This window comes from Tropicimonas marinistellae (assembly GCF_001509585.1).
Classification (GTDB): domain Bacteria; phylum Pseudomonadota; class Alphaproteobacteria; order Rhodobacterales; family Rhodobacteraceae; genus Tropicimonas; species Tropicimonas marinistellae.
The window spans coordinates 101,328-127,573 of sequence record NZ_LNCI01000003.1; the positions used below are offsets into that span (position 1 = coordinate 101,328).

The 26,246-nt window shown below is 65.4% G+C and carries 30 protein-coding genes; 15 read left to right on the forward strand and 15 right to left on the reverse strand.

Going from position 1 to position 26,246, the window contains the following annotated elements; translation table 11 throughout:
- Positions 1-3: 3 nt before the first annotated feature.
- The 6 genes from clpX (at position 4) to ARC39_RS06700 (ending at position 4,290) form a co-directional block, all read left to right on the forward strand.
- The gene (gene clpX, locus ARC39_RS06675; protein WP_068111985.1) at positions 4-1,266 is read left to right on the forward strand and encodes an ATP-dependent Clp protease ATP-binding subunit ClpX; all 1,263 of its coding nucleotides are present in this window, start codon (positions 4-6) and stop codon (positions 1,264-1,266) included.
- Between the two features lie 110 nt (positions 1,267-1,376).
- On the forward strand, positions 1,377-2,324 hold the full coding sequence (locus ARC39_RS06680; protein WP_068111987.1) for an AEC family transporter: 948 nt from the start codon (positions 1,377-1,379) through the stop codon (positions 2,322-2,324).
- Positions 2,325-2,399: 75 nt separating this feature from the next.
- Entirely contained in the window at positions 2,400-2,786 is a 387-nt protein-coding gene (locus ARC39_RS06685) for a RidA family protein (RefSeq protein WP_068111991.1), read from the forward strand.
- Positions 2,787-3,031: 245 nt separating this feature from the next.
- Positions 3,032-3,418: an NADH:ubiquinone oxidoreductase subunit NDUFA12 gene (locus tag ARC39_RS06690; RefSeq protein ID WP_068111994.1), complete on the forward strand. Its 387-nt coding sequence runs from the start codon at positions 3,032-3,034 to the stop codon at positions 3,416-3,418.
- 60 nt (positions 3,419-3,478) lie between these two features.
- Positions 3,479-3,934 (forward strand): outer membrane lipid asymmetry maintenance protein MlaD, encoded by a 456-nt coding sequence (mlaD, locus tag ARC39_RS06695; RefSeq protein WP_068111996.1) that lies wholly within the window; start codon positions 3,479-3,481, stop codon positions 3,932-3,934.
- Complete coding sequence (locus ARC39_RS06700) at positions 3,934-4,290, forward strand: DUF2155 domain-containing protein (RefSeq protein ID WP_068111999.1); 357 nt, start codon at positions 3,934-3,936, stop codon at positions 4,288-4,290. Before mlaD ends, ARC39_RS06700 begins: the two co-directional genes overlap by 1 nt.
- On the opposite strand, the gene aat is transcribed toward ARC39_RS06700, so the two are convergent.
- The 8 genes from aat to ARC39_RS06740 all read right to left on the reverse strand — a co-directional run bounded on the left by aat (position 4,254) and on the right by ARC39_RS06740 (position 11,237).
- Positions 4,254-4,889, reverse strand: a complete 636-nt coding sequence (aat, locus tag ARC39_RS06705) for a leucyl/phenylalanyl-tRNA--protein transferase (protein WP_068112001.1) — start codon at positions 4,887-4,889, stop codon at positions 4,254-4,256. The genes ARC39_RS06700 and aat overlap by 37 nt on opposite strands.
- Before the next feature lie 40 nt (positions 4,890-4,929).
- Entirely contained in the window at positions 4,930-6,276 is a 1,347-nt protein-coding gene (accC, locus tag ARC39_RS06710; RefSeq protein WP_068113178.1) for an acetyl-CoA carboxylase biotin carboxylase subunit, read from the reverse strand.
- Positions 6,276-6,767 carry an acetyl-CoA carboxylase biotin carboxyl carrier protein gene (gene accB, locus ARC39_RS06715; protein ID WP_068112005.1) on the reverse strand — a complete coding sequence of 164 codons (492 nt, stop codon included), beginning with the start codon at positions 6,765-6,767 and terminating at the stop codon, positions 6,276-6,278. The genes accC and accB overlap by 1 nt, the downstream gene beginning before the upstream one ends.
- 225 nt (positions 6,768-6,992) lie before the next feature.
- Positions 6,993-7,949, reverse strand: a complete 957-nt coding sequence (locus tag ARC39_RS06720) for an EamA family transporter (RefSeq protein ID WP_078059120.1) — start codon at positions 7,947-7,949, stop codon at positions 6,993-6,995.
- 194 nt (positions 7,950-8,143) lie between these two features.
- Entirely contained in the window at positions 8,144-8,791 is a 648-nt protein-coding gene (locus ARC39_RS06725; protein WP_068112008.1) for a DsbA family oxidoreductase, read from the reverse strand.
- Positions 8,791-9,414 (reverse strand): NAD(P)H:quinone oxidoreductase, encoded by a 624-nt coding sequence (gene wrbA / locus ARC39_RS06730; RefSeq protein WP_068112010.1) that lies wholly within the window; start codon positions 9,412-9,414, stop codon positions 8,791-8,793. The genes ARC39_RS06725 and wrbA overlap by 1 nt, the downstream gene beginning before the upstream one ends.
- A gap of 95 nt (positions 9,415-9,509) precedes the next feature.
- Positions 9,510-10,406 carry a LysR family transcriptional regulator gene (locus tag ARC39_RS06735; protein WP_068113182.1) on the reverse strand — a complete coding sequence of 299 codons (897 nt, stop codon included), beginning with the start codon at positions 10,404-10,406 and terminating at the stop codon, positions 9,510-9,512.
- A 156-nt stretch (positions 10,407-10,562) separates the two neighbouring features.
- Positions 10,563-11,237, reverse strand: coding sequence for a DUF2270 domain-containing protein (locus ARC39_RS06740; protein ID WP_068112013.1), 675 nt, complete (start codon positions 11,235-11,237; stop codon positions 10,563-10,565).
- Between the two features lie 206 nt (positions 11,238-11,443).
- On the opposite strand from ARC39_RS06740, the gene ARC39_RS06745 reads away from it, so the two are divergent.
- The 3 genes from ARC39_RS06745 to ARC39_RS06755 all read left to right on the forward strand — a co-directional run bounded on the left by ARC39_RS06745 (position 11,444) and on the right by ARC39_RS06755 (position 14,745).
- Complete coding sequence (locus ARC39_RS06745; protein ID WP_068112018.1) at positions 11,444-12,919, forward strand: leucyl aminopeptidase; 1,476 nt, start codon at positions 11,444-11,446, stop codon at positions 12,917-12,919.
- Positions 12,920-12,923: 4 nt separating this feature from the next.
- The gene (locus ARC39_RS06750) at positions 12,924-13,382 is read left to right on the forward strand and encodes a DNA polymerase III subunit chi (RefSeq protein WP_068112021.1); all 459 of its coding nucleotides are present in this window, start codon (positions 12,924-12,926) and stop codon (positions 13,380-13,382) included.
- A gap of 250 nt (positions 13,383-13,632) precedes the next feature.
- Positions 13,633-14,745, forward strand: a complete 1,113-nt coding sequence (locus tag ARC39_RS06755) for a hypothetical protein (RefSeq protein ID WP_236545142.1) — start codon at positions 13,633-13,635, stop codon at positions 14,743-14,745.
- Positions 14,746-14,996: 251 nt separating this feature from the next.
- On the opposite strand, the gene ARC39_RS06760 is transcribed toward ARC39_RS06755, so the two are convergent.
- The 4 genes from ARC39_RS06760 to ARC39_RS06775 form a co-directional block, all read right to left on the reverse strand.
- Positions 14,997-15,413, reverse strand: a complete 417-nt coding sequence (locus ARC39_RS06760; RefSeq protein WP_068112026.1) for a c-type cytochrome — start codon at positions 15,411-15,413, stop codon at positions 14,997-14,999.
- 140 nt (positions 15,414-15,553) lie between these two features.
- On the reverse strand, positions 15,554-16,135 hold the full coding sequence (locus ARC39_RS06765) for a retropepsin-like aspartic protease family protein (RefSeq protein ID WP_068112029.1): 582 nt from the start codon (positions 16,133-16,135) through the stop codon (positions 15,554-15,556).
- A gap of 76 nt (positions 16,136-16,211) precedes the next feature.
- Entirely contained in the window at positions 16,212-16,832 is a 621-nt protein-coding gene (locus ARC39_RS06770; protein WP_068112032.1) for a MarC family protein, read from the reverse strand.
- 75 nt (positions 16,833-16,907) lie between these two features.
- Positions 16,908-18,764, reverse strand: a complete 1,857-nt coding sequence (locus ARC39_RS06775) for an ABC-F family ATP-binding cassette domain-containing protein (RefSeq protein ID WP_068113184.1) — start codon at positions 18,762-18,764, stop codon at positions 16,908-16,910.
- Positions 18,765-19,051: 287 nt separating this feature from the next.
- Here ARC39_RS06775 and ARC39_RS26380 point away from each other — a divergent pair, with 287 nt between their 5' ends.
- The 3 genes from ARC39_RS26380 (at position 19,052) to ARC39_RS06790 (ending at position 21,499) form a co-directional block, all read left to right on the forward strand.
- Positions 19,052-20,464 (forward strand): calcium-binding protein, encoded by a 1,413-nt coding sequence (locus ARC39_RS26380; RefSeq protein WP_068112037.1) that lies wholly within the window; start codon positions 19,052-19,054, stop codon positions 20,462-20,464.
- Between the two features lie 109 nt (positions 20,465-20,573).
- Positions 20,574-20,996, forward strand: coding sequence for a nucleoside-diphosphate kinase (ndk, locus tag ARC39_RS06785; protein ID WP_068112039.1), 423 nt, complete (start codon positions 20,574-20,576; stop codon positions 20,994-20,996).
- 131 nt (positions 20,997-21,127) lie between these two features.
- Positions 21,128-21,499, forward strand: coding sequence for a VOC family protein (locus tag ARC39_RS06790; RefSeq protein WP_068112043.1), 372 nt, complete (start codon positions 21,128-21,130; stop codon positions 21,497-21,499).
- 22 nt (positions 21,500-21,521) lie between these two features.
- Here ARC39_RS06790 and ARC39_RS06795 read toward each other — a convergent pair whose 3' ends face one another.
- The 3 genes from ARC39_RS06795 to ARC39_RS06800 all read right to left on the reverse strand — a co-directional run bounded on the left by ARC39_RS06795 (position 21,522) and on the right by ARC39_RS06800 (position 23,319).
- Positions 21,522-21,851 (reverse strand): TfoX/Sxy family protein, encoded by a 330-nt coding sequence (locus tag ARC39_RS06795; protein WP_068112045.1) that lies wholly within the window; start codon positions 21,849-21,851, stop codon positions 21,522-21,524.
- 70 nt (positions 21,852-21,921) lie between these two features.
- Positions 21,922-22,074 (reverse strand): hypothetical protein, encoded by a 153-nt coding sequence (locus tag ARC39_RS25815; protein ID WP_161470939.1) that lies wholly within the window; start codon positions 22,072-22,074, stop codon positions 21,922-21,924.
- A 156-nt stretch (positions 22,075-22,230) separates the two neighbouring features.
- Positions 22,231-23,319: an AbrB family transcriptional regulator gene (locus tag ARC39_RS06800; RefSeq protein WP_068112048.1), complete on the reverse strand. Its 1,089-nt coding sequence runs from the start codon at positions 23,317-23,319 to the stop codon at positions 22,231-22,233.
- 190 nt (positions 23,320-23,509) lie between these two features.
- On the opposite strand from ARC39_RS06800, the gene ARC39_RS06805 reads away from it, so the two are divergent.
- Genes ARC39_RS06805 through ARC39_RS06815 form a run of 3 tightly spaced genes read left to right on the forward strand, consistent with a single transcriptional unit; the run spans position 23,510 to position 26,111 of the window.
- Positions 23,510-24,601: a UDP-3-O-(3-hydroxymyristoyl)glucosamine N-acyltransferase gene (locus ARC39_RS06805; RefSeq protein WP_068112050.1), complete on the forward strand. Its 1,092-nt coding sequence runs from the start codon at positions 23,510-23,512 to the stop codon at positions 24,599-24,601.
- A 35-nt stretch (positions 24,602-24,636) separates the two neighbouring features.
- On the forward strand, positions 24,637-24,906 hold the full coding sequence (locus tag ARC39_RS06810) for an acyl carrier protein (RefSeq protein WP_068112052.1): 270 nt from the start codon (positions 24,637-24,639) through the stop codon (positions 24,904-24,906).
- Positions 24,903-26,111: a beta-ketoacyl-[acyl-carrier-protein] synthase family protein gene (locus ARC39_RS06815; protein WP_068112055.1), complete on the forward strand. Its 1,209-nt coding sequence runs from the start codon at positions 24,903-24,905 to the stop codon at positions 26,109-26,111. Before ARC39_RS06810 ends, ARC39_RS06815 begins: the two co-directional genes overlap by 4 nt.
- The last annotated feature ends 135 nt before the right edge of the window (positions 26,112-26,246 follow it).

The window sequence follows — 26,246 nt, forward strand, 5'->3', positions numbered from 1 at the left end:
GGCATGGCGAACTCATCTGGTGGCGACAGCAAGAACACGCTCTACTGCTCCTTCTGCGGCAAGAGTCAGCACGAGGTGCGCAAGCTGATCGCAGGCCCGACAGTGTTCATCTGCGATGAATGCGTCGAGCTTTGCATGGACATCATCCGCGAGGAGACCAAGTCCTCCGGGCTCAAGGCATCCGATGGCGTGCCCACGCCGGCGGAAATCTGCGAGGTTCTGGACGATTACGTGATCGGCCAGGGGCGTGCGAAGCGGGTTTTGTCGGTGGCCGTGCACAACCACTACAAGCGCCTCAACCACGCCGGGAAATCCGCCGATATCGAGTTGCAGAAGTCGAATATCCTGCTGATCGGCCCCACGGGCTGCGGCAAGACCTATCTCGCGCAGACTCTGGCGCGCATTCTCGACGTACCGTTCACCATGGCCGACGCGACCACGCTGACCGAGGCCGGTTACGTGGGTGAGGATGTGGAAAACATCATCCTCAAGCTTCTGCAGGCCAGCGAATACAACGTCGAGCGGGCGCAGCGCGGCATCGTCTACATCGACGAGGTCGACAAGATCACCCGCAAGTCCGACAACCCCTCGATCACCCGTGACGTCTCGGGCGAGGGCGTGCAGCAGGCACTGCTGAAGATCATGGAAGGCACCGTCGCCTCCGTGCCGCCGCAGGGCGGGCGCAAGCATCCGCAGCAGGAGTTCCTGCAGGTGGACACGACGAACATTCTCTTCATCTGCGGTGGCGCCTTTGCGGGGCTCGACAAGATCATCGCCCAGCGTGGCAAGGGCTCGGCCATCGGTTTCGGCGCCGATGTGAAGGACGAGGGCAATCAGGACGTGGGCGAGCTGTTCCAGCAGCTTGAACCGGAAGACCTTCTGAAATTCGGCCTGATCCCGGAATTCGTCGGCCGCCTGCCGGTGATCGCGACGCTGGAGAACCTGGACGAGGACGCACTTGTGACGATCCTCACCCAGCCGAAGAACGCCATCGTCAAGCAATACCAGCGGCTTTTCGAGCTGGAAGACACCGAACTGGCCTTCACCGACGATGCGCTCCGCGCCATTGCCCGCCGCGCCATCGAGCGCAAGACCGGGGCCCGTGGCCTGCGGTCGATCATGGAGGACATCCTGCTCGACACGATGTTCGACCTGCCGGGGCTGGAAGGCGTCGAAGAGGTGGTCGTCAACGAGGAGGCCGTGACCTCCGAGGCGCAGCCGATGCTGGTCTATGCCGAAAACAAGGACAGCGCGTCGGCTAGCTGAGGCCGGGGAAGCGTTGAGAGTGACGTCCCGCTGCGTGGCGCGCGCCAAAGTTCGCGCGCTTCGCCTGTATTTTGGCGCACATGTGATCCACGCCAGCGCCGGTACGGGACATGCTTGACATCCTGTCCATCACGAGCGTGATTTTCGTTGTCATCGGGGCAGGGTACCTGTCGGTCCGGTTCGGCGTCTTTTCGTCCGCGGAAATGGGCACGCTGGGGAAGTTCGTCGTCAATCTCGCGCTGCCGGCGCTGATCTTCCGCGCGGTTTCTTCCCGTCCGATTGCGGAACTCGCAAATGGCGGCTACCTCGGGAGCGTTCTCATCGGATCGCTTGCCGTCTTCGTGTTTGGCTACCTCTGGTCGCGGAGAGTGGCGGGCGAAACATCGCAGGCCAGCACGTTTCGGGCGATGGGCATGTCCTGTGCCAACAGCGGCTTCGTCGGTTACCCGGTGTTGCTGATGGCCCTGCCCGAGGTCGCGTCAGCGGCCCTCGCGATGAACATGATCGTCGATAACCTCGTCATGATTCCGCTTGTCCTCGCGATGGCGGAACGTGCGCATGGCGCCGGGCGGGGCCGCGCTCGTCTGGCGGCGCAGATCGCATGGCGGCTGGTGCGCAACCCCATCGTGATCTCCCTGGCGCTCGGCGTCTCGGTGTCGGTCTCCGGCATCCGCCTGCCGATGGTGATCGAGCGGCCGGTTGATATCCTGGCATCCGCCAGTGCCGCGCTGTCTCTCGCCGTGATCGGTGGCACGCTCGCGTCTTTGCCCCTGCGCAGCCTCAATGCCTCGATCCTGTCGGTGGTGGTCGGAAAACTCCTGTTGCACCCGCTGGCGGTTGGTCTGGCGCTCGCCGTGCTGTCGGCGATCGGGTTCGGCGTCGGGGACGTGCAGCTCTCCGCGGCGGCGATCATCATGGCTTCCACGCCGGTAATGGCGATCTATCCCATCCTGGCTCAGCGCTTCGGCGAGGAACAGAACGCCGCGCTGGCGATGTTCGTCATGACGCTCCTGTCGTTCTTCACCATCAGTGCGACGCTGGCGATCACGCTTCCCTGAGGGCACCATGAGACTGATTTGCGCACAGCCGGCCGTTCCATGATTTCAGACCGCACACAGGCTTAGAGATCCCCGATGACCCGCACACATATCTCCTCCGGTTCCCCCTTCGAGTCGCAGATCGGCTACTCCCGCGCCGTGGTCTGCAACGGCTGGGTCTTCGTCGCCGGGACCACCGGTTACGACTATTCCACCATGACCATGCCTGCGACGGTCGAAGAGCAATGCGCCAATGCGCTCGCCACGATCGGCACGGCACTGGCGGAGGTTGGCGCCAGCCTCGACGACGTGGTTCGGGTTCGCTACATCCTGCCCGACAAGGCCGACTGGCCGGGGTGTTGGCCTGCCACGCGGGCCGCGTTCGGGACGGCGCGACCGGCGGCCACCATGATCGTTGCCGGCCTTCAAGAACCGGAGATGAAGATCGAGATCGAGGTGACGGCCGCACTGCCGAATGGCTAACGCGCGAGGAGGTGCATCGCGACATCCGCCGGCGCGGGCGCCGGATTGGTCACGGAACGCGTCCGGGGCGGTGAGTGTGTCGAGCCGGGCAGGGGCGCTGGGCCTGAGACCGGCGAGAATCTTGTGGGGATCGCTGCAATCCTTCGGTCGGGCGGCATCTCATGGTCCAGACCGCGTCCATTTGGGTCTGGACCTCGCCGGGCGGCTGCGCCATGACGGGGGAGCAAGAGGTTTGGAGGCACGCAATGGGCATCCTCAATTCGATTCTGCGCGCGGTTACCTGGTGGGACGGGCAGACCTATGGCACACAGCTGTTCACGTCGCGCCACGGCGAGAAGGTGGGCGAGGATGCCGAAGGCAATGTCTATTACCGCAACAGCGACGACAGCAAACGCTGGGTGATCTACGATGGCGAGATCGAAGCGAGCCGCGTGCCGCCGGAGTGGCACGGCTGGTTGCACCGGATCTACGACGAACCGCCAAGCGACAAGCCGCTGCCGCGCAAGCCCTGGGAAAAGCCGCATCAGGAGAATGTGACCTGGTCGCCGGAACTGTCCTACAAACCTGACGGTTCGCTGCGTCGCGCCGAACCGGTGGAGCGCCGCGACTACGAGGCCTGGTCGCCGGAATGAGCGTAACCGGCAATGGATGCCCGCATGGACTGAGACGGTCAGCGGTGCGCGGAGGAACCTATGTCTGAAAGCCCCGGAGAGGTCATTGCCGGCGCCGCGACGCTGGCTGTCGCGATCGGGTTCTTCGTCTATGCCGCGCAGGGCGGAGGCGCCTCGACCGCGACCGGCGATGGATACGACCTGACGGCGAGCTTCCGCTCCGTGGAGGGAATCTCGGTCGGCAGCGACGTGCGCCTGGCAGGCGTGAAGGTCGGAACGGTGACCGGGCTGGACCTCAACCGGCAGACGTTTCGTGCCGATGTGACGCTCAACCTGACCGGGGATCTCGAAGTGCCCGAAGACAGCTCCATCGCGATTTCGTCGGAGGGGCTGCTGGGCGGCAATTTCGTGGAACTGGTGCCGGGCGGCTCTCCGTTCAACCTCGAACCGGGCGCGGAGATCGAGGATACGCAAGGCGCCCTGAGCCTGCTTGGGCTGCTGGCGAAGTTCGTTTCCTCGGCCTCAGAGGACGGCTAATGCGCTGGCTCGTCCTGCTGTTGCTCGCGGTAGCGCCTGCCGCGATGGCCCAGCAGGCCACGAGTTCCGCCAATGGCGGCGTTCTGCGGCTGTTGGACAAGATATCCGGCGATACCGTCGACATCCGGATCGGTCGTGGCCAGACACAGCTCTACGGGCGGCTGAAGATCACCATGGGCGAATGCCGCTACCCGGCGCAGAACCCAAACTCGGACGCGTTCGGCTGGCTCGAGATCCGCGACGATTCGATGGAAGGGCCTGCCTTCTCCGGCTGGATGATTGCCTCTTCACCGGCGTTGAACGGCCTCGATCACCCGCGCTACGACGTCTGGCTGCTTCGCTGCAACAACGAGTGAGGCGCGGGAAGCGCGCCCGGTGCGTTGAAATCCGCCTGAACGTGCAACGCCTCCGACAGACGCGCGCGGTACGCGGACTGGGGTATTTCCAGAGCTCCGAGGCTGGCCAGGTGTGGCGTAATGAACTGCGTATCGAACAACAGGAACCCGCCTTGGCGGAGGCGATCCACCAGGTAGGCCAGCGCCACCTTGGAGGCGTCGGTGCGGCGGGAAAACATGCTTTCGCCGAAGAACGCGCCGCCGAGCGTGACACCGTAAACCCCGCCGACGAGGTCGTTGCCCTCCCAAACCTCCAGCGAATGCCCGAAGCCCATGTAATGTAGCTGGAGGTACAGGTCGAAGATCGTCTGGTTGATCCAGGTCTCCGGCCTGTCGGCGCAGCCGGTGAGGACGCCGGCGAAGTCGCGGTCGGCGGAAACGGAAAACACGCCGCTGCGAATGCGGCGGCGCAGGGAGCGGGAGATGCGGAACCGCTCCAGCGGTATGATGCCGCGCATCTTTGGCTCGACCCAGTAGACCTCGGTGGTCTCGCGACTCTCGGCCATGGGAAATACGCCGGCGGCGTAGGCGCGCAGGAGCGACTCGGGCGTCAGCTCCATCTGCCCGGCCCGCGCCCTGTCATCTGTGTCCGAAGACCCGTCACGCCGCCTGAGCGGCGAGCCACTTTTCGAGCCAGTGGATGTCGTACTTCCCTTCCAGGATGTCCGGTTCGGACAGCAGCGCGTCGAAGAGCGGCAAGGTGGTGTCGATGCCCTCGATCACGATCTCGTTCAACGCCCGGCCCAGCCGCGAGAGCGCCTCGGTACGGTCGCGCCCGTGGACGATCAGCTTGCCGATCAGGCTGTCGTAGTGCGGCGGAATGGAATAGCCCCCGTAGAGCGCTGAATCCATCCGCACGCCGAGGCCGCCCGGCGCGTGGTACATGCCGACGGATCCGGGACAGGGGGTGAAGTTCGGCAGTTTTTCTGCGTTGATCCGAACTTCGATCGCGTGGCCGTTCACGTCGAGATCTTCCTGGGCGAAGGACAGCGGCAGGCCCTGGGCGACGCGAATCTGCTCCCGCACGAGGTCGACGCCGAAGATGGCTTCGGTGACGGGATGTTCCACCTGCAGGCGCGTGTTCATCTCGATGAAATAGAATTCGCCGTCCTCGTAGAGGAATTCGATTGTCCCGGCGCCGATGTAGTTGATCCGGGCCACGGCATCGGCACAGATCTTGCCGATCCGCGCGCGGGTCGCGTCGTCGATAATCGGACCGGGCGCTTCTTCCAGGACCTTCTGGTGGCGCCGCTGAAGCGAGCAGTCGCGCTCGCCCAGATGCACGGCATTGCCCTTGCCGTCGCCGAAGACCTGAATTTCGATATGACGCGGCTTGCCGAGATACTTCTCGATATAGACCTCGTCATTTCCGAAGGCGGCCTTGCCCTCTGCCCGCGCAGTGCGGAAGGCCGTTTCAAGCTCTTGCGGCGACTTGGCGAGCTTCATGCCGCGCCCGCCGCCGCCGGCGGTTGCCTTGATGATGACGGGGTACCCGATCTCCTCGCAGACCTTCACGGCGGTCTCGTAATCCGGCACGCCGCCGTCGGAGCCCGGCACGCAGGGCACGCCGAGGTTCCGCATCGTTTCCTTGGCGGTGATCTTGTCGCCCATGATGCGAATGTGCTCGGCGGTGGGACCGATGAAGGTCAGGTCGTGATCCTCGACGATCTGCACGAAGGCCGCGTTTTCGGACAGGAACCCGTAGCCCGGGTGGATCGCCTCCGCGCCGGTGATCTCGCAGGCCGAAATGATCGAGGGGAACGACAGGTAGCTCTGTGCGGACGGGGGCGGGCCGATGCAGACGCTTTCGTCGGCAAGGCGCACGTGCATGGCGTCGCTGTCGGCGGTGGAATGGACTGCGACGGAACGGATGCCCATTTCGCGGCAGGCGCGGATCACGCGCAGGGCGATCTCGCCGCGATTGGCAATCAGGATCTTCTCGAACATCATTCGATGATCATCAGGGGGGCGCCGAATTCCACGGGTGCGCCGTTTTCAACGAGGATGCGTTTCACCGTGCCGGCACGTGGCGCGGGGATCTGGTTCATCGTCTTCATGGCTTCGACGATGAGGATCGTCTGACCTTCGGAGACCTGATCGCCGACTTGCACGAACGCGGCTGCGCCGGGCTCCGGCGCCATGTAGATGGTGCCGACCATGGGCGATGTCACCGCGCCGGGCAATTGCGCCGGATCCTCGATCGGTGCGGGTGCCGCTTCGACGGGCGTCGCAGGGACGGGGGCCGGAGCGGCGGCCACTGGCGCGGGCGCTGCGGCAACCGGCGCGGCCGCGGCCAACTGCCGGGAGACCCGCACGTTCAGGCTGTCCCCCTCGCCGTATTCGCGCTTGACCTCCAACTCGGTAAGTTCGTTGGCCCGCAGCAGTTCCGCCAGCGCTTCGATGAAGGCGACATCTGCTTCCTGACTCTTCCTGGTCATCTGGTCCTAGCCTCTGTTCTTTTAAGTATGTTCCCATGTAGCGGATGGACCGGGGCGATTAAAGAGAGGTTCGCGAATTTGACGGGGCTGGCGGCCGGCTTTTTTCTGATGCCGGGAGCGTTGAGAGCGGCGAAAATCCGGCGGCGGCGGCGCGGTTCTGGCGCGTGCGGCGACCCGCTTCACGCACCATCGGCCAATTGACGTGGCGCAATCGGGGTTCGCGGCTCACTCATGATCCGCAAGGCGGTGGCGGAGCATTGCCCGTATCGGGACCGCGGCATGGTGTAATCCATTGATCTGAAGACTTTTCCTGTTTTCTGTTGAGCGGGCGGGGCGCGGTCGGTTGGCGACCTGCCCGACCCAGACCGACCCCAGTACGATCACGGCACCGACCGCCTGCATCGGGCTCAGCGCCTGGTCCAGCCAGAGCCAGCCGAGGGCGACGGCGGTGACCGGGCTCATCATGCCGAGCATCGAGACGGCCCCGGGCTCGATCCGGGCGACGCCCCGGAACCACAGCCAGTAGGTCAGCGCCGCACCAATGAGCCCGAGCCAGGCGAGACCGGCGAGATTGGTTGCGGTGAGCGGCGGCAGTGGCGGCTCGAGCAGGAGCGCGAACGGCAGGAGCAGGAGCCCTCCGGCGGTCAGTTGCCAGGCGGTGAAGCTCAGCGCCGGTACCGGCGGTTGCCACTTGCGGCTGAACACGGTGCCGGCTGCCATCGATGCCGCCCCGCCGAGCCCCGCGGCGACGCCGATGGGATCGAGGGCGGTATCGGGGCCGAGAAGCAGCAGGGCGACGCCGGAAACACCGGCGAGGGCTGCCAGAACCGCCAGCGCGCGGACCGGCGTTCCAAGCACGCCGCGCGCCAGCCCGATGACCATCAGCGCCTGAAGTGCGCCGAGGGTCGCCGCGACGCCGCCGGGCAGCCGGTAGGCGGCAACGAAGAGCAGCGTCCAGAAGAGGGCGAAGTTCAGCGCGCCGAGCACGAAGACGCGGCCCAGCCATGCCCGTGGCGGCAGGCAGCGGGTGAGGGCGAGCAGGAGCAGCCCCGCCGGGAGCGCGCGCAGAACGGCAAGCGAGACGGGATAGCCGGCCGGCAGGGCTTCGGTGGTGACAAGGTAGGTGCTTCCCCAGATCGCGGGGGCAAGCGCGGTGAGGAGAATGTCGGTTGGGCGGGTCATATGGTGGTGTCCTGTTCGTGTCTGTTCGGGGGCTCACCAGAGGTGGCGCGGGAATGCGGGCGCCCGTTCGGGCCATGGGGCGAGGCCGATGTCGCGCATCTGATGCGGAGAGAGGTCGCGTGGTATGCGCTGCACGCGACGGCGATGACGGGGTTCGGACGGGCGGAACAACCTGGAGAGCATCGGGGGGCCTTTCACATTTGCGGAAGCAGGCGTGCAGCAGAGCGAAGCTGTGCGCGCAGGTCATGGACGGGGCCGTTTACGAGGCGCGTGCCGGTTTCCCGCACGACCAGCGCGGGGATGGCGCGCACCTGCAGGCGGCGGGCGTGTTGGCGGTCCGCTTCCACCGCGCGGGCGGTGGCGGGGTCGGCGAAGGCGCGGGCATAGGCGCCAGGCTCAAGCCCGATGTCGCGCGCCGCTTCGGCGAGCACCTGCGGGTCCGCGACGTTGCGCGCCAGGGCGAGATGGGCGTGCTGGAGGCGGTCGAACATGTCCCAATGCGCCGCCTGGCCGCCGATGCGCTCGGCGGCCTTGCAGGCGCGCGCGGCGGTCATGCCGTGCGGATAGTCGAACGGCGCGCGGGCCATTGCCGCGATGTCGACCAGCTCCGGCCGGTCGCTGACCTCTCGGCAGGCCGACCAATGCCCGAGGATCGTTGTGCGCGCCTCCGCCGCACTGCCCCAGCGTTCGGCCATCTCCGCCGGGCTGGCCTGCAGGACAAAGGTACGGTGGCGGATGTCGAGATCGACTTCCGCAGCCAGTGTCCGCAGCCGCGAGGAGATGTTGAAACACCAGCAGCAGACGACATCATGGAAGAAGTCGACGGTCAGGGGCCGGGTCATCACGCGACCTCCCGCGCCGGTTCCGCCGCCGCGAGGCGGGCGGCAAGCCGGGCCACATGCGCGCCCTGGAAGCGCGCGCCGGCAAGATCCGTCTCGGTTGGCTGGAGCGCGCCATCGGCGCCCGCGATGGTGCCAGCGCCGTAGGGTGCGCCACCGACGATGCCGTCACGCGTGGTCTGGCCGCCAAAGGTATAGGGCAGACCGGCGATCAGCATGCCGAAATGCTGCAGAGGAATCTGGGTGGAGAGCAGGGTTGCCTCGTGTCCGCCATGCTGCGACCCGGTGGAGGCGAAGACGGCAGCGACCTTGCCCACGAGTGCGTTTTTCGCCCAGAGCCCACCGGCCTGGTCGAGGAACTGCTTCATCTGCCCGGCCATCATGCCGAAGCGGGTGGGCGTGCCGAAAATGATGGCGTCATAGGCGGCAAGGTCCGCCGGGGCCGCTTCGGGCGTGTCGTCCGCGACGTAGCCGGCGTTCTGCCGTACCGGCTCGGGCACGGTCTCGGGGACGCGGCGGAGATCGACGATGGCGCCTGGTACGCTGCGCGCGCCTTCCGCCTCGGCGTGCGCGAGCGCGCGGACATGGCCGTAGCTGGAATAGTAGAGAACGAGAATGCGGGGCATGGAGGTTTCTCCGGTTCGGGTTGCGATACCGGGAAAATCGTCGAACCGGCCGGTCTGAATAACCGGCGCGTGCGCAAATCATTCTTTACGCGTCGTTAGGAATGTGGCTGTCGAAGCGCCACCCGCAGATGTTCCAGGAAGGCCGAGACCTTAGCATCCATGCCGAGACGGGAAGCCGTGACGGCGAAGATTTCCGGCGCAGGCAATTCGTATCCGGGAAGAACGCGGACAAGCTCGCCCCTTGCCTCCGGACCGTCCGAAACGAAATCCGGCAATGTGCCAATCCCTTGTCCCGCGATCAGGAGATCACGCAGGACGAGACTGTTGCCCACCCTGATGGGTGGGTCGAGTTGATGACTGGTTGTTCCGTCCGGCCCGTCAAGAGACCACCCGGTCAGGTGATCGGCCAGCAGGAAGCCGACGATGCGATGCGCGGACAGATCCTCTGGTTTCTGCGGCGTGCCGGCGTGTTGCAGATAGTCTGGTGCGGCGAAGATCCTCTGGCGCATGGTGCCGATCCGCCGCGCCACCAGCGAGGAATCCGGCATCGCGGGGCGGATCCGTATCGAAACATCGAAGCCACCTTCGACCATGTCCACCACGCGATCGTCCATCGACAGCGTGAACTTGAGGTCAGGATAAGCTTCCAGAAAGGCGGGCAGGATCGGTGCGATGACCATCTGCCCGAAGGAGCTGGAGGCGTTGACCTTCAGATGGCCGCGGATACGTCCCGACCCTTCGCGGATATGCTCTTCCACTTGGCCGACCGCATCGAGGATCCCGAGGGCTTCCTCGTAGTAGAGCCGCCCGGCGTCGGTCAGCGACATGGCGCGCGTGGTGCGGGTGAGCAGCGTGCAACCGAGGCTTTCCTCCAGCAGCTTGACCTCGCGGCTGAGCAGAGCCGCCGAGACGCCGAGATCCTCCGCAGCCCGCGCGAAGCTGCCGCGTTCGACGATGCGGCAATAGGCATTCATGACCGAAAGTTTGTCCATGGCTCCCATTACTTGACCGTGGCAGGTGCCTTGTCGACGCTTTTTCCGGCGCCGACACTGGCGCGTCGTCCGTATTGGACTGTCGCGGTTTGCGTACGGAACAAGAAGAGCGGCGCGTGCGTACCGCCCGCAGGTGCGGCTGCCTCGCCTTTTCGATCAGCCGAGGGAGCGGCCACGGCCGCGTTTGGCCGAACGGCTGGCGTCGCGGCGGCCGGTGACCTGGGCAATGATGACGAAAGCGGACAGGTAGATCACGCCGATACCGATCACCAGTTCTCCGGGCAACGGGCCAGTGTCGGCGCGGTCGATCACCGCGCTCACCGACGTGGCCGGTACCGGATGAATGGTGAGCTTGCCGACATAGGCGATCATCTGCACCGAGAGAATCCAGAGGTAGTTGCGGCGGATCCGCCGACCCATCGCCGTCAGAAGGCTCACATGATAGTCGGGGCGCCAGTAATCCTCTGCCAGAACCTTTTGCCAGTTGTCTTCCATATGCAGGTCGCCGTCGTGCAGCATGGGGGCGTAGAAATGCACCTCCATGTAGCGCGCCCGCGCCCGCCACACGTTGAAATAGCGGTAGCGTCGCGATTCCAGCACCATCAGGATCCAGATCAGAACGCCGACCAGCAGGATCGGCAGGGCGGTTGCCTCTGGGCTGGAAAAACTGAGCGAGAAGGCGGCGCCGAGCGAGACCACGGACCAGTTCGTCGTCGTGTCGAGCCGGGTGCGCCAGATCGTGCTGCGATAGACCTCGCCACGGTAGAGATGCGCCAGCGCACCGATTTCCGCCGGGGTGAACTCCCTGCAGGGTTTCGTCTTTTCCGGCATGGCCCCTCCCAGGGATCTCCCGTCTGCGCCGCGATGGCCGGGTGGCGATCGCGCGGCGTTCCTCTTGAGAGCAGCGTACCGCGCGGACCCAGTTGGTGGAACCGCCGGTGGGGACTTCGTTGGGGAATGTGACGATGAGGCCGGACCGCTGGCGTCCGGCGGCCGGGGCGGCTAGGTAGGAGGCAAATGCTCCTGGAGACCTTTGCATGACCCAAGCCCCCATTGTCGATATCCGCGCCACAGACCTCGATGCGCTGAAGGAATTCGCCGGCCGTATCGCCGTTTTCGTGCCGAGCGACGGAAAGCTGGATGTGCCGGTGCGTCGCGTGAACCGTCTGAGCCGTGGCGCGGTGGCGCGTTTCGTGGAGAGCGAGGCCTTCGCCGGGATGAAACCGGGCGATGCGACGGAGCTTGCCTGGCCGGGCGGCATGGCGGCGGAGGCGATCCAGATCGTCGTGCTGGACCGGAATGCCGATGCAGGCGCCCTGCGCCGCGCGGGTGCGGCCGTGGGCAAGACGCGCGGCAAGGCCGAGGTGCTTGCGCTGGCGGGCGGGCGCAAGGGTGCGGAGCAGATTGCGCTGGGGATGAGCCTGGGCGCCTACCGCTTCGAGACTTGCAAGTCCGGCGAGCCGAATAGCGCCTCGGCTGGTGTAATGGGGATGATGGTAAACGACCCAGAGACGCTGGGCACGGCCATGGCGGATGCCCGGGCGCTGGCCGATGGTGTCTGTTTCACCCGCGACCTGGTGAACCTGCCGGCGAATTTGCTGACCACGTCGGAATTTGCCGAGCAACTGGAAGGATTGCGGGAGCTCGGCCTTGAGGTCGAGGTGCTGGAGGAGGACGCGCTGCGCGAGCTGGGCATGACCATGCTTCTGGGCGTCGGCCAGGGCTCGGAAAGCCCGTCCAAGGTCGCTGTTTTGCAGTGGAATGGCGGCGGAGAGGAGCCGCCGCTGGCACTTGTGGGCAAGGGCGTGGTCTTCGACACCGGCGGGATCTCGATCAAGCCCGCGGCCGGCATGGAGGACATGACCATGGACATGGGCGGCGCGGGCGTGGTGGCCGGCGTCATGCGTGCGGTGGCGGCCCGCAAGGCAAAGGCCAATGTCGTGGGCCTCGTTGGGCTGGTAGAGAACATGCCGGACGGGCGGGCGCAGCGGCCGGGAGACATCGTGACCTCGATGAAGGGGGACACGGTGGAGGTGATCAACACGGATGCCGAGGGGCGGCTCGTTCTGGGCGACGTGATGTGGTACGCGCAGGAGCGGTTCAAGCCGGCGGGGATGATCGACCTGGCGACGCTGACCGGTGCAATCATCGTGTCGCTGGGACATGAGAATGCCGGTGTTTTCTCCAATGACGACGGGATCTGCAACGCCTTCCTCAAGGCGGCGGCCGCAGAAGGCGAGGGGGCCTGGCGGATGCCGTTGGGCGAGAGCTACGCCAAGCTGCTGAAATCCGAAAAGGCGGATGTGAAGAACGTGGGCACCCGTTGGGGTGGCTCGATCACCGCCGCCGAGTTCCTGCGGCGCTTCGTGAAGGACGGGACGCCGTGGATTCACCTCGACATCGCGGGTGTCGCGCAGCCGGCATCGGCACCGGCTCTGGGGCCGAAGGGCGCGTCGGGCTGGGGCGTGCTGGCGCTCGACCGGCTGATCCGCGACCGCTACGAGGCCGGATGAGCCCATGGGGCAGGCGCTCTTCTACCACCTGACCCGACATCCTCTGGAGGCCACGCTGCCGATGTTGCTGGAGAAATCGCTCCAGCGCGGCTGGCGCGTGGTGGTGCGTGGAACGGACGAGGGGCGTCTGCAATGGCTCGACCAGAAACTCTGGCTCGGACCGGAGGAAGGCTTCCTGCCGCACGGGCTGGCAGGCGGGCCGCATGATGCGGATCAGCCGGTGCTGCTGACGACGGCTGAGTCGAGCCCGAACGGCGCGGGTTGCCTGATGGCGATCGACGGCGCGGCGGTTTCCGAGACGGAGGTGGAGGCGCTGGAGCGGGTCTGCATCCTGTTCGACGGGCACGATCAGGCTGCGGTCCAGCATGCCCGCGGCCAGTGGAAGGCGCTTACTGGCGCCGGGGCGTCGGCGCAGTATTGGTCGGAGGAAAGCGGACGCTGGCAGATGAAGGCCGAGAGTTGAGGTTGTCCCTCCGCGCGTTTTGCGCCCGGGTATCCGCTTTCCGACGTCGGATGATCGGATGATCGGCCGACCGGAGAAAAGCCCAATCAAAACAGAACGGCCTTTGTCGAAACCGGGTGGTGGCAGCTCACCTGTCTCGACCTGCCTGTGCCGTGGCGGTAGACTCCGCCCGGAACCCGGCGATGCCAGTCCTTCAGCGTTCCGGCGCGCCTTCCGTATGTGGGCACCGATGGTCGATTTGCGTCGAAGTTTGATCCTACTCCTGGTCCTGGGTGTCGCGCATCCGGTTGTGGCCGAGCGCGAAATTCATGTCGTTGCGGTCGGCAACGGGTATCAGACGGAAGATTTCTACGCATTGCCCGTGGCGCGGGTATTGGTGGACCGTCCGGGGCACGACGTTGGGCTGGTGCTGCTGGATGGTGGCGAATTGCACTGGCAGATCGAGGCAACGGCCGGGACCATCGTCAGCGAAATCGTCCGGAGCGGTCCTGGCCCGGACGACAGCGAGGTTACTCTGTCTGGAATCCCGATGGTTGGCGTTCATACGCCCGGTCTGCCACTCGTATTCAACCCTTGGGGGCGCGATTTCCGGCGCATGCTTGATGCACTGGCGGACACGCTGGGAACGGAGCGCATCCACAGCCTCCAGAGTGCGCACAAGGTTCACGAAGATCCGGTGCGGGTCGATCGCGTCGACGTGACGACGGTCGGACTCGCGCGCGACTACCTTTCGCAACACTTGGGTGACACCGACGACCTTCCGCCGGCTATTCGAAACTGGAATGAAAACGCCGGTGGGCGTGACTTCACGGTCGATTTCGAAGAGCGTGGGTTCACCCTGACGGAGCCGGCTGGCACGCGGTGGTTTCCGGTGTCACCCCATGTCCCCGACATTCTGCTGCCGTCCGTGGGAGTGTACGACCCCGGCTCGCAGATGATCTACGGCACCACATACGGCGCGGAAGGCTACCTCTATTCCGTCGATGTTCAGAGCGGTGAATGGGATGTCGTGACGAGCCTGGACGAGTACGATTCGGCAGGGTTGCTCTACGATCCAGACAGTCGCGCGCTGATTGCAACCGGTGCGTTCTCCCGGCCCGGCGAGATCAAGATATTCGGATTGGACGGAAGCCGGTCTTCGGCGTTCGTGCCCACCACGGCCTTTCCCGGTCTGACCGACCTGTTCGATTATGGCAACGAGCACGGACCACCCCTGACTCCCCGGGTTTTTAGCGGCGGATGGCTTCTTCTCGAAGCACGCGCCGACGGCGACAGCGTCGATCCGGCCAGTGGAGCGTATCGTATCTATGCCGTGCAAATCGCGACCGGCGTCGTGCGTCTGCTGCGCTTTCGCAACGACTGAAGCGGGATTGCCCAGCCTCGAAGACCTAGGAAATTTGGGGGGGCACAGATTGCGGGCTCCCAGCGACGATCCATCGAACCGCGCCGAATTCTCGTTTCGCGGCGGCGCTCTCGCGTCGAACGCGAGAGTCCTAGGCCGACCTATGCTCGGAGCAATTCACGGTGAATGTCCGCAGGAGCATTCCTGCGGACGTTTCCGTTCGGGACACCCTCCGATATCTCGGTGTCCGGACGGCCTATCTTCGGAAAAACCTACTCCTGGATCGACTCAAGATAGTAGGCAAGCGACAGGATGCGGCCGCGCACCACTGTTTCGGCACCGTAGTCGCCTAGGCTGCCGCCGATCTCGCTGCGATAGGTGGCGCCCCAGATCGGCATCGGGGTGCCGTGGCCGCGCACTCCGGACCGCCCGTCGATGATGTGGATCACCTTGAGCATCGGGAACGTGCCGTCGTTGGCGGCGGAGAGTTGCGTCAAGTCGGGCACCTGCACGGTCAGCAGCTTTCCGACCTCACCATCGCCCTTGCCGTCCTGTCCGTGGCAACTGGCGCAGGCCCAGAGGAATTCCATCCGGTCGGGGTTTTCATCCTGTTCTGCGCCTGCGGGAACGCCCGAAAGCGCAAGGCAGACAGCGGCCAGAAGCGGAAGTGCAAATGATTTGAGTTTCATGGCGGTTCCTCCCTTCGTCGCGAAGGACCCAACCACTGCGGAGTGGAGCTCCGCCCGGGACCTCCGTGGCACAAGTATACGAATGCAGGGGAAACTCTGCCATGACGCAGGTCATGCGCGGCCCAACGCGACTGCCTGGATTATCGGGTCAGCACCATCTTTCCGCCACCGAAGGAAACCTGCGCAAACCGGTTGAGATAGGACATGCCAAGCAACGAGCCTTGCATCTCGCCGCCGTTGACGAGCGCGGGAACGTTGCGGTCGGTGATCTCGCCCAAGGCGACTTCACCAAGCCGAACCCGCGCTGTCTTGACGGTTCCGTTGGCGGTATTGGCCACGCCGACGAAGGCCAGTCCGTCGACCGACAAGCCGGCGCGTTCAGCATCCTGGCGCGACAGCACGATGTCGGACGCGCCCGTGTCGACGACGAACTGAACCGGCGTGCCGTCGATCCGCAGCACCATGTGATAGTGACCGTCCGCGGCCATCGGCACTTCGACCCGACCCGCCTCGGCGAAAACCGCCTGTTGCGGTAGGACGGTATCGCGCAGGTCACCCCAGAGGCCGTATCCAACGATGACGCCAATGAAGATCAGCGCCCAGAGCCCCGCATGACGCAGGCTCCGGCCGAGCGCGCGGCGCTGCGACAGAAAGAAGTACCCCGCGATCACGCTGCCCAGCAGCACGAGATAGATCAGCGAAGCAGTCTGGTCGGCGCTCATGGCGTCTCCTTCGGCGCAGCGGCGGTATGATTGTTCATGTAGGGCGCAGGCAGCGCCCGCACCAGATCCCCGCCGATCACCCCGGCATGAGGCCCGCGCCACGCAGCCCGTCAAGGACGAACTGAACCGAGAGCGCGGCCAGCAGCATGCCGAGGAGCCGTGTCGCCACCACCGTGCCCGTGCGGCCGAGCAGACGTTCCAGCACATTCGCGCTCAGGAAAAGCACGGCCAGCACGGCCAGCACCAGCGCCATGACGCCAAAGACACCGGCTGCCTGCAAGGGGGTGTTCGCTTGTCCGACCAGCAGGATCATCGCGGTGATCGCACCGGGGCCGGCCATCAACGGCACGGCGAGGGGGAAAACGGACGGGTCGGGGCGTTCGTGCTCCTCGGCCGTGTGGTCGCGCCGGGCGGTCCGGCGCTCGAAGAGCATGTCGAGTGCCGTGAGGAAGAGCAGGATGCCCCCGGCAATCCTGAAGGCAGGGAAGGAAATGCCGATGGCGCCGAGCAGAGCCTCGCCCAGCAGCCCGAACGCCAGGAGGATTGCAAAGGCGATCCCGATGGCCCGCCAGCCAATGGCGCGCCGCTCCGCCGCGGTGTGGTCCTGCGTCAGCGCCAGAAACACGGGCGCCATGCCGATCGGGTCGATGACCACGAAGAGCGCCACGAAGGCGTTGATGTAAAAGGTTGGCTCCATCGGGCCGCCATAGGCCGTTTTGCGCCCGCCGTCACCCCCCTTGCAACCGGCACCGGCCGGACGGCCTCGCGACCGCTAGCCGTTCTGGGCGGAGCGCGCGGCCTCCAGCCGCTCCTCTGCCGCGAGCCACAGCACTTCGGCTCGCTCCAGCGCCGCCTCGACCTCCGCGAATTTCTGCTGCCAGAGATCGAGCCGGTCCTTGTTGGCTTCCTCGTAGACCGTTGGGTCGGCGAGGCGGCTCGCGAGCGTTTCGCGCATTTCCGACAGTTTTTCAATGCGCTGTTCGCACTTTCTCACATCGGACTTCAGGTCTGTCAGCGCCGTCTGGCTGACCCGTTTCGGTGTCGGTCCAACCTTCGGACGCGCGGGCCTGTCACGCTCCAGCAGCATCCGGCGGTAGGCGTCAAGATCGTCGTCGTAGGGCGTGACACGCCCGCCGGAGACCAGCCAGAGCCGGTCGGCGACATGGGTGAGCAGGTGCAGGTCGTGGCTCACGAGGATCACCGCGCCGGTATAGGCGGTCAGCGCCTCCACCAGCGCCTCGCGGCTTTCGATGTCCAGATGGTTCGTCGGTTCGTCGAGGATCAGCAGATGCGGCGCATCGAGCGTTGCAAGCATGAGCGAGAGCCGCGCCTTCTGCCCGCCCGATAGCTTTGCCACCACCGTGTCGGCCTGTTCCGCGCCGATGCCGAAGCCGCCAAGCATGGCACGCAATTTCGCCGGAGCGTGATCCGGGCGCTGGCGGCGGATGTGCTCCAGCGGGGTCTCGTCGACGAAGAGCTCGTCCACCTGATGCTGGGCGAAATAGCCCACGCGCAGTTTGCCGGCCCGTTGAATGCGGCCCTTCTGCGCGTCCAGCCGGCCGGCAAGGAACTTCGAGAGGGTCGATTTCCCCTCGCCGTTCTTCCCCAGAAGCGCGATACGATCGTCCTGGTCGATCCGCAGCGCGAGCCGCGAGAGCACCGTGGTTTCGCCATAACCGATGGCCGCTCCTTCGGTCGCCACGATGGGCGGGCTGAGCTCTTCCGGCTCGGGAAAGGTGAAACGCCGCAGCGCCGCCTCCTGGGGCGTCGCGATAGGTTTCATCCGCGCGATTGCCTTGAGCCGCGATTGCGCCTGCCGGGCCTTGTCCGCCTTGTAGCGGAAGCGGTCCACGTAACTCTGCAGATGCGCGCGCCGCGCTTCCTGCCGTTTGCGCTCGCTTTCGGCGGCGGCGATGCGGGCGGCGCGGGTTTCGGCGAAGGTGTCGTAGGGGCCCTGGTAGAGCGTGAGCTTGCGGTCCTCCAGGTGCAGGATCGCCTGCACCGAGCGGTTGAGCAACGCCCGGTCGTGGGAGACGATCAGCACCGTGTGGGGATAGCGCGTCAGGTAGTTTTCCAGCCAGAGCGCGCCCTCGAGGTCGAGGTAGTTCGTCGGCTCGTCGAGCAGCAGCAGGTCGGGCTGTGCGAAGAGCACCGCGGCCAGCGCCACGCGCATCCGCCATCCGCCGGAGAAGGCGGAACAGGGCAGGGATTGTTGCTCGGGTTCGAAACCGAGGCCGCGCAGGATCGACGCGGCCCGCGCCTCCGCCGACCAGGCGTCGATATCCGTGAGACGGGTCTGCACCTCCGCGATGCGCGCGGGATCGGTCGCAGTCTCGGCCTCCACCAGCAGCGCCGCACGTTCGGTGTCCGCCGCAAGCACCGTATCGAGCAGCGACACCTCGTTGCCGGGCACTTCCTGGGCCACCCCGCCGATCCGCGCGCCCTTCGGCAGATCGATGGAACCGGTCTCCAGCGTCAACTCGCCCCGGATCAGCCGGAAGAGCGTGGTCTTGCCGGTGCCGTTGCGCCCGACCACGCCCACCTTGTGCCCGGTGGGAACCACGGCCGACGCATTCTCGATGAGCGGCCGGCCTTCGACGGAATAGGAGATATCGGTGAGCCTGAGCATGGCCCGCCTCTGCCCCAGCCCCGCGATGCTGTCAACGGCGTGCATTGCAGATAGGCTGCATCTTCTGTCCGGAAATATCCCGGGGTCCGGGGCAGCGCCCCGGCTCTGCGCTGGTGGCGTCGCAAGCGCCACGCGCGACAATCCGGCGCTTGCCCCGGAATTGATCCCGGATTGGCATCATTCAAAGAAAATGCGCGGATGTTGGCCGGTTCCGTGTCACGCTGCCTGATCAAGGTCAATCGTGATGGGCGTTCGGGGCGGCCTGTCCTTGCACGTGAGGAAACGCCATGCCGAAACCCAGTTCTGCCGGAGGCAACAAGTCCACCTCAACGCCGCCCGACGGGGCGATCGTCGGCACCGGGGGAGACGACATCATCACCCCTCTGACTCAGCCGGTCGGCGCGACCCCGGGCGATGACGTGATCTGGGGCCTCGCCGGCAACGACGAGATCGACGGTGGTGACGGGGCCGACACCATCGAGGGCGGCGCGGGGGACGACACGCTCTATGGCGGCGCCGGCAGCGACACCATCAACGGCGGCGACGGATCGGACATCATCTTCACAGGTGCGGGCACCGATTATGTCGACGGCGGAAGCGACGGCGGCATCGACGTTGTCATGTACGTGGGCGAGGAAGGGATCGACTACGACGTCGTGATCCTGACCGAGCTCGTCGGAAAGGGTAAGAAGCAACGCGAGGTCGTCACCGGTTTCGAGGTTTACGCGCTCGATGGTAGTGGCGATGTCGACTATCTGACCAACGTGGAGCAGGTGCTGTTCATCCAGCCTCCCGAGGAGGGCACCGTAATCACCGAAAGCGATTTCGCCTTCGTGCCCTTCGACGGAACGGTGGAGGTTGACGTTCTGGCCAACGACTACATCGAGGGCGGCGACTATGGCGAGGGGCTTGCGATCTCCGCGATCCTTGACGTTCAGATCGACCTCGACAACGACGGCGTGAACGACGCGGACTTGATCCCGGACGGTGTCGACCTGAACTATTTCACCGGTGGCGGCTTGCTGAACGATGGCTCGATTCTGACGCTGACGGCGCAGGACACGCTGATCTGGGACCCCAACGGGCAATATGACGACGTGCCCGCTGTGGGCGAGGACGCGCCGTCGATCTATTTCTGGTACGAGGCGACGGACGGGGCCGGGGCCGTGCAATACGGCGATGTCAGCCTGCAGGTGAGCTACCCCGCGCCAGAGGGCGATATCCAATTCGAGGACATGGTCGGAGTTTACGATGACTTCGTGGCCGATCTTCTGGGGATCTACATCTACCAGGACGGGCCTGGCGGTAGTTTCTGGATCAGCCAGCTCACCTCGGCGACCAACTATTTCGAGAAGCGGGACGCAGGAGCGGCCAGTTTCGACTATGACGGGGACGGCGACGACGAGTTCCGCGTCTGGACCGACGCCGATGGCACGACGCATGAGATGAACGTCAAGCATGCGGAGGACCAGGCCTTCGATCTGGGTGGGATGTACTTCGTCGGCCTCGACGCCGGCGAGGAGGCGACGCTCGTCTTTTCCGACATCAACGGAAACGCCCTGGGTCAGGTGACCGTGACACAGGCGGATCTGGATGCTTCGGGACGCCTCGACATTCTCAATGCGAGCGGTGTCGAGCAGTTCAATGTCATTGCCGGTGTAGGAGATGACTTCTACGTGGACGACGTGTTCTTCCTCTGACGTGCGAAGTGCGGACATGGCTTTTCAAGTCCGGGGCGCCATGTTAGGGCGACGCCGGATTTGAAGGTTGGGCGCTGCGCCCGCCGCCAGCAATAGAGAAGGCAAGACCATGGCCATCGAACGCACGCTCTCCATCATCAAGCCCGACGCGACCAAGCGGAACCTGACCGGCAAGATCAATGCAAAGTTCGAGGATGCCGGCCTGCGCATTGTCGCCCAGAAGCGTATCCACCTGACCAAGGCCCAGGCCGGCGTCTTCTATGCCGTGCACAAGGAACGCCCGTTCTTCGATGAACTGACCACCTTCATGGCCTCTGAGCCGGTGGTGGTGCAGGTTCTCGAAGGCGAGGACGCCATTTCCAAGAACCGCGAGGTGATGGGTGCGACGAACCCCGCCGATGCCGCGCCGGGCACGGTTCGCGCCGAGTTCGCGGAATCCGTCGGTGAAAACTCGGTGCACGGTTCCGACGCGCCGGAAACCGCCGCGGTCGAGATCGCCTATTTCTTCTCGGGCCTCGAACTGGTCGGCTGACCACCCTCGGGTGACCGCATGCACGGCGGCCGCTCCCGGCAGGGGGCGGCCCTTTTTTTGTGGAGTACAGGCTGCTCGCGCCCCTATGATCGATCCATTGGACACCACGTCCGGGTGCGAGGGAGGCGACGATGGCGGGTCAGGTACTGGGAGTTGGCGGGCTTTTCTTCCGGGCGAAGGATCCCGGGGCGCTCGCGGAATGGTACGAAACGCACCTGGGCGTCACGCGCGCACCCACGGACATGACCACGCCGCCGTGGGTTTCCACCGAGGGTGTTACGGTGTTTGCACCCTTTGCCGAGGACACGACCTATTTTCCCGAGGAGCGCGCCTTCATGGTGAATTTCCGGGTAAGCGACCTCGACGACCTGCTGGCTCGGCTTGCCGAAGCGGGGATCGAGGCCAGCCAGCGGGACGATTTGCCAGGGGTTGGCAGGTTTGCGCGGATACATGACCCCGAGGGAAATCCGGTCGAGTTGTGGGAGCCCGAAGCGGCCCCCTGAGCCGGTCTGGCGGCGCGCGTCGTCAGCGGCGGACGCCGGTTCCGATCCGGTTGAGAATGCGCTCGATTTCGGTGGTGTGGGTCTCGGCGGTGCCGGCGACAAGGGCGTCGAAGCGGGCGCGCAGCGCGCTTTTCTCCTTGCCCTTGCAATCGTTCCAGGGGCGGCCCTGCAGCCCCATCTCTATCACGTAGTAGCCGATGAAGTGGGGCCGCGTGCCCGTTTGCAGCAACCGTCGGTAGGCCGCGTCGGTGCCGAGTTCGCGCAATTGCTGCGCGGAGAATATCCCGGCCCGGGCAAAGGCCGCTTCCATCGCCGGGCCGAGATTGCGGATAGAGGATATCGGGTCAGCCATGGCGCAGAGCGTAATTGCGCTGAACGCACAGGCATAGTCCGAACTTCGGGCAACCGCCTCCGAGACTGGCTCAGATACTGGCGAAGTCGGTGAAGGTGAAGCGCGGCTTGCGGCTCACTTCGGGCACCGGCTTGGGCTGCTCCTGCTGGGGATCGAGCCGGGTACGGGCCTCTGGCGGACGTTCCGGCAATGACTGGGACTTGGGACTTTTGTAATCGCTCATAACACAGACTCACATAATTGCGGCCGCCAACCCCCCGGACGAATCCGCGTTTCTTACAGTGGTTTAAATGTAGACGGTAAATATGACGTTGCGGAAGCAACAAAGTGTTACGAAACGAAATGTATCGAGATCATGGCCAATCTGCAACTTTATGAGTCAGCCGTCGTCGGTGCCGTCGCGCCGAGAGGCGGCAACAAGGCGTTTGCCGATCAGGCGGAAGACCATGGGCATGGCGAAAACGACCAGCACGATCCGGACGATATGCATGGTGGATACGTAGGCAACGTCCTGATCCATGGCAAAGGCGAGTAGGGACATTTCCGTCAGGCCGCCGGGGGAGTAGGCGAGCACGCCCTGGGCAAGGGGCGTCCCGGTAAGCGGGCCGAGAAGGGCGGCGAATAGTACCGTGACGGCAAGGAGCACTGCGGTTGCACCGGCACCGACGGCCAGGTCGCGGCCCATTTCCCGTGCGTTCACCCCGGCGAAGCGGCAGCCGAGAATCGAGCCGATGGTGATCTGGCTGACGATGACCAGAAGCGAGGGCGGCGGGAGGGTGACAATCTCGGTCAGGTGGGCGATGGCGCTGAGCAGGCCCGGCCCGAAGAGCTGTGGTGCAGGCAGGCGGAGCGGTTTGCCAAGCGCGGCGCCAGCAACCGCGCAGGTACCGAGAACCGCCCAGTCGCGCAGACTGGGATCGGTGAGCGATACCCAGGCGCCCGGACCGCGCGCGGCACGGATATCCAGCGCAAACGCATAGAACAGAGCGATGGCGGAAATCACCAGGAAGACGCGCTGTGCATGGGCAAGCGCGATGCGGCGCTCGTCACCACCGGCGGCTCCCCCCAGTATGATCATCTCGTTGAGCCCGCCGGGTGCGGCGCAGAAGAAGGCATTGACCGGATCGTATTTTCCGACGGCGCGGTAGAAGGTGTAGCTCGCGATCGTGGCGGCGGCGAGGAAGGCCGGAAGGAGCAGCAGGGTGCCGGTCCAGGCGCCCATGTGCTCGAGCAGCCCGGGGTGGAACCCGGAGCCGAGCATGACGCCGATGACCGGAATGACCACCGGTCGAAGCCCTACGGGGCCGTGCACCGGCGCGCCGGAGAGCCCTGCAACCCCGCAGCCGAGCATCGGGCCGAGCATCCACGGCAGCGGCATTCCGATACCCCGGGCCACGATACCCGAGAGCGTTCCGATCAGCGCGGCCAGCAGGATGCGCGGCCAGAGAGAAGAGGGTGGCAGTGTCATGAATGGGCGTCCTGGCGGGACACTTGCCATGCCCCGCTTTCCCGCGCAAGCCGGGCCGCCCGAGGGTGTAGGCGCGCGGCGCGCAGGCGAGTGTGACGCAGCCGATCCGCGGTTGCGCAGAAACCCTGCGATGCACTAAATCTCGGCCGCAACCGAAAGGGTCGCACAGACAAAGGGCAGGACATCCCAGATGCGTTTCACCATTCAGCAGATTGCGGAGGCGCTCGGCGCCCGTGCCGAGGGAAACCTGCAACAGACCGTCTCCCATGCTGCCGAACCCGCCGGCGCGGCCGCCGATGCGCTGGCGATTGCCATGGCCCCGGCCTATGCCGAGCGGCTTGCCGATGGCGCGGCGCGGGCGGCGATGCTCTGGGCCGGGGCCGATTGGCGGTCCATGGGGCTGGAGGCGGCGGTGCTCATCGAGCGGCCGCGATATGCCCTGTCCGGGCTGACGCAATTGCTGGACGCCGGCCCGGGGATCGCTTCAGGAGTGCATGAAACGGCGGTCATCGCGCCGACCGCGGAGATCGGGGACGGGGCGGCTATCGGGGCTTATGTCGTGGTCGGCGCGGACGTGCGGATTGGGCAGGGCGCCCGCATCGCTCCGCATGCGAGCATCGGGGCAGGCACGCAGATCGGCGCGGATGCGCTGATTCACGCTGGCGTCCGGATCGGCCGCAACATCCGGATCGGCGATCGGTTCACCTGCCAGCCCGGCGCGGTGATCGGCGGCGACGGATTTTCGTTCGTGACGCCTCAGGCGTCGGGCATGGAACAGGCGCGCGGCACGATGAGCGACGAAGTGGCGAACACCGGCCACGCCTGGGTGAAGATCCATTCCCTGGGCGGGGTCGAGATCGGTGACGACGTGGAAGTCGGCAGCAATGCGACGATCGACGCGGGCACGATCCGCGCGACCCGGATCGGCCGCGGCACCAAGATCGACAATCTGGTGATGATCGGCCACAACGTGGTGACGGGCGAGGATTGCCTGTTCTGCGGCCATTCCGGGGTAGCGGGTTCCACCGTGGTCGGTGACCGTGTCGTCATGGCCGGGCAATCGGGGCTGGCCGACAATATCACCGTTGGGTCCGACGTGGTGGTCTCGGCGGGCACCAAGGTGCTGTCCAACGTCCCCTCCGGCCGCGTGATGATGGGATATCCCGCCACGCGGATGTCCGCCCAGGTGGAAAGCTACAAGGCGCTGCGCCGCCTGCCGCGCCTGTTCCGTGAGGTCGCGGAGTTGCGAAAGGTTCTTTCCAAGGCAGACGGCAAGGACTAAATGTGCCCGACAAAGAGAGCAGGGGAGATGGCAGCATGTCCGCAGACGTCAAGGACAAGGTGATTGCGATCATTGCGGAGCAGGCGGTGCTGGAGCCGGCCGACGTGAAGATGGACTCCACGCTCGAAGACCTCGGCATCGACAGTCTGGGCCTGGTGGAGAGCATCTTCGCCATCGAGGAAGCTTTCGACATTTCCGTGCCCTTCAATGCCAACGAACCCGAGCAGAGCGATTTCGATATTTCCTCTGTCGCCGCGATCATTTCGGCGGTCGAGGGGCTCGTCGCGGAGCAGACCGCCTCGTGAAGCGCGTCGTCATTACCGGGCAGGGCACGATCAATGCCCTTGGAACGAATGTCGCCGAGACCTGGGAGGCAATGCGCGAAGGCCGCTGCGGAATCGGCCCGCTGGAGATGCGCGATGTGGAGCGGCTGACGATCCAGATCGGCGGGCAGGTCAAGGGCTATGCCGCGGAGACGCATTTCAACCGCCAGCAGATCGTCCTCTATGACCGGTTCACGCAGTTCACGCTGCTGTCGGCGCGGGAGGCGCTGGCGCAGGCAGGGCTGACCTTCGTCGGCGATCTGGCGGCGCGCTCCGGCGTGGTGTTGGGGAATTCCGGCGGTGGCATGAACACGCTCGACGAGAATTACCGGACCGTCTACGAGGACGGGAAGAACCGTGTGCATCCCTTCGTCGTGCCGAAGCTGATGAACAATGCGGCGGCGAGCCATGTCTCGATGGAGTTCAACCTCAAGGGGCCGACCTTCACCGTGGCGACAGCCTGCGCTTCTTCCAATCACGCCATGGGGCAAGCGTTCCAACTGATCCGCTCCGGCATGGCCGAGGTGATGGTCACCGGCGGATCGGAATCCATGCTCTGTTTCGGCGGCGTGAAGGCCTGGGAAGGATTGCGGGTGATGTCCAAGGACGCCTGCCGCCCGTTCTCGGCCAACCGCAACGGGATGGTGCAGGGCGAGGGCGCGGCGGTCTTCGTCTTCGAGGAATACGAACATGCGAAGGCGCGGGGCGCGGAGATCCTCGCCGAGGTGATCGGCTTTGCAATGACCTCGGATGCCGCCGATATCGTCATGCCTTCCAAGCAAAACGCCGCCCGTACGATGACGCTGGCGATGCGCGATGCGCGAGTGAACCCGGACGAGGTTGGCTACATCAACGCGCATGGCACGGGTACGGCCGCGAACGACAAAACGGAATGCGCGGCGGTTGCCGATGCGCTCGGCCACCATGCCAACGACCTGATGATTTCCTCGACCAAGTCGATGCACGGCCACCTGATCGGCGGCACCGGTGCGGTGGAACTCCTGGCCTGCACGCTGGCGTTGAGCGAGGGCGTGATCGCGCCCACCATCGGTTACGAGGAGCCCGACCCGGAATGCGCGCTGGACGTGGTGCCCAACGTGGCGCGCGAGGCGGAGGTGGATGTGGTGCTGTCGAACGCCTTCGCCTTCGGTGGCCTCAACGCGGTTCTGGCGCTGCGCCGAGTGTGAAACTGGCGCGATCCCGAGGTTGCCGCGACGCTCCCGCGATGGACTCAACCGGGCGATGCTGGATGGCTGGCTGACACGCAGCAGCACCTTGGATGACTTGTCAGATACCGGTGACCGCGACAGGTTATAGCGGGC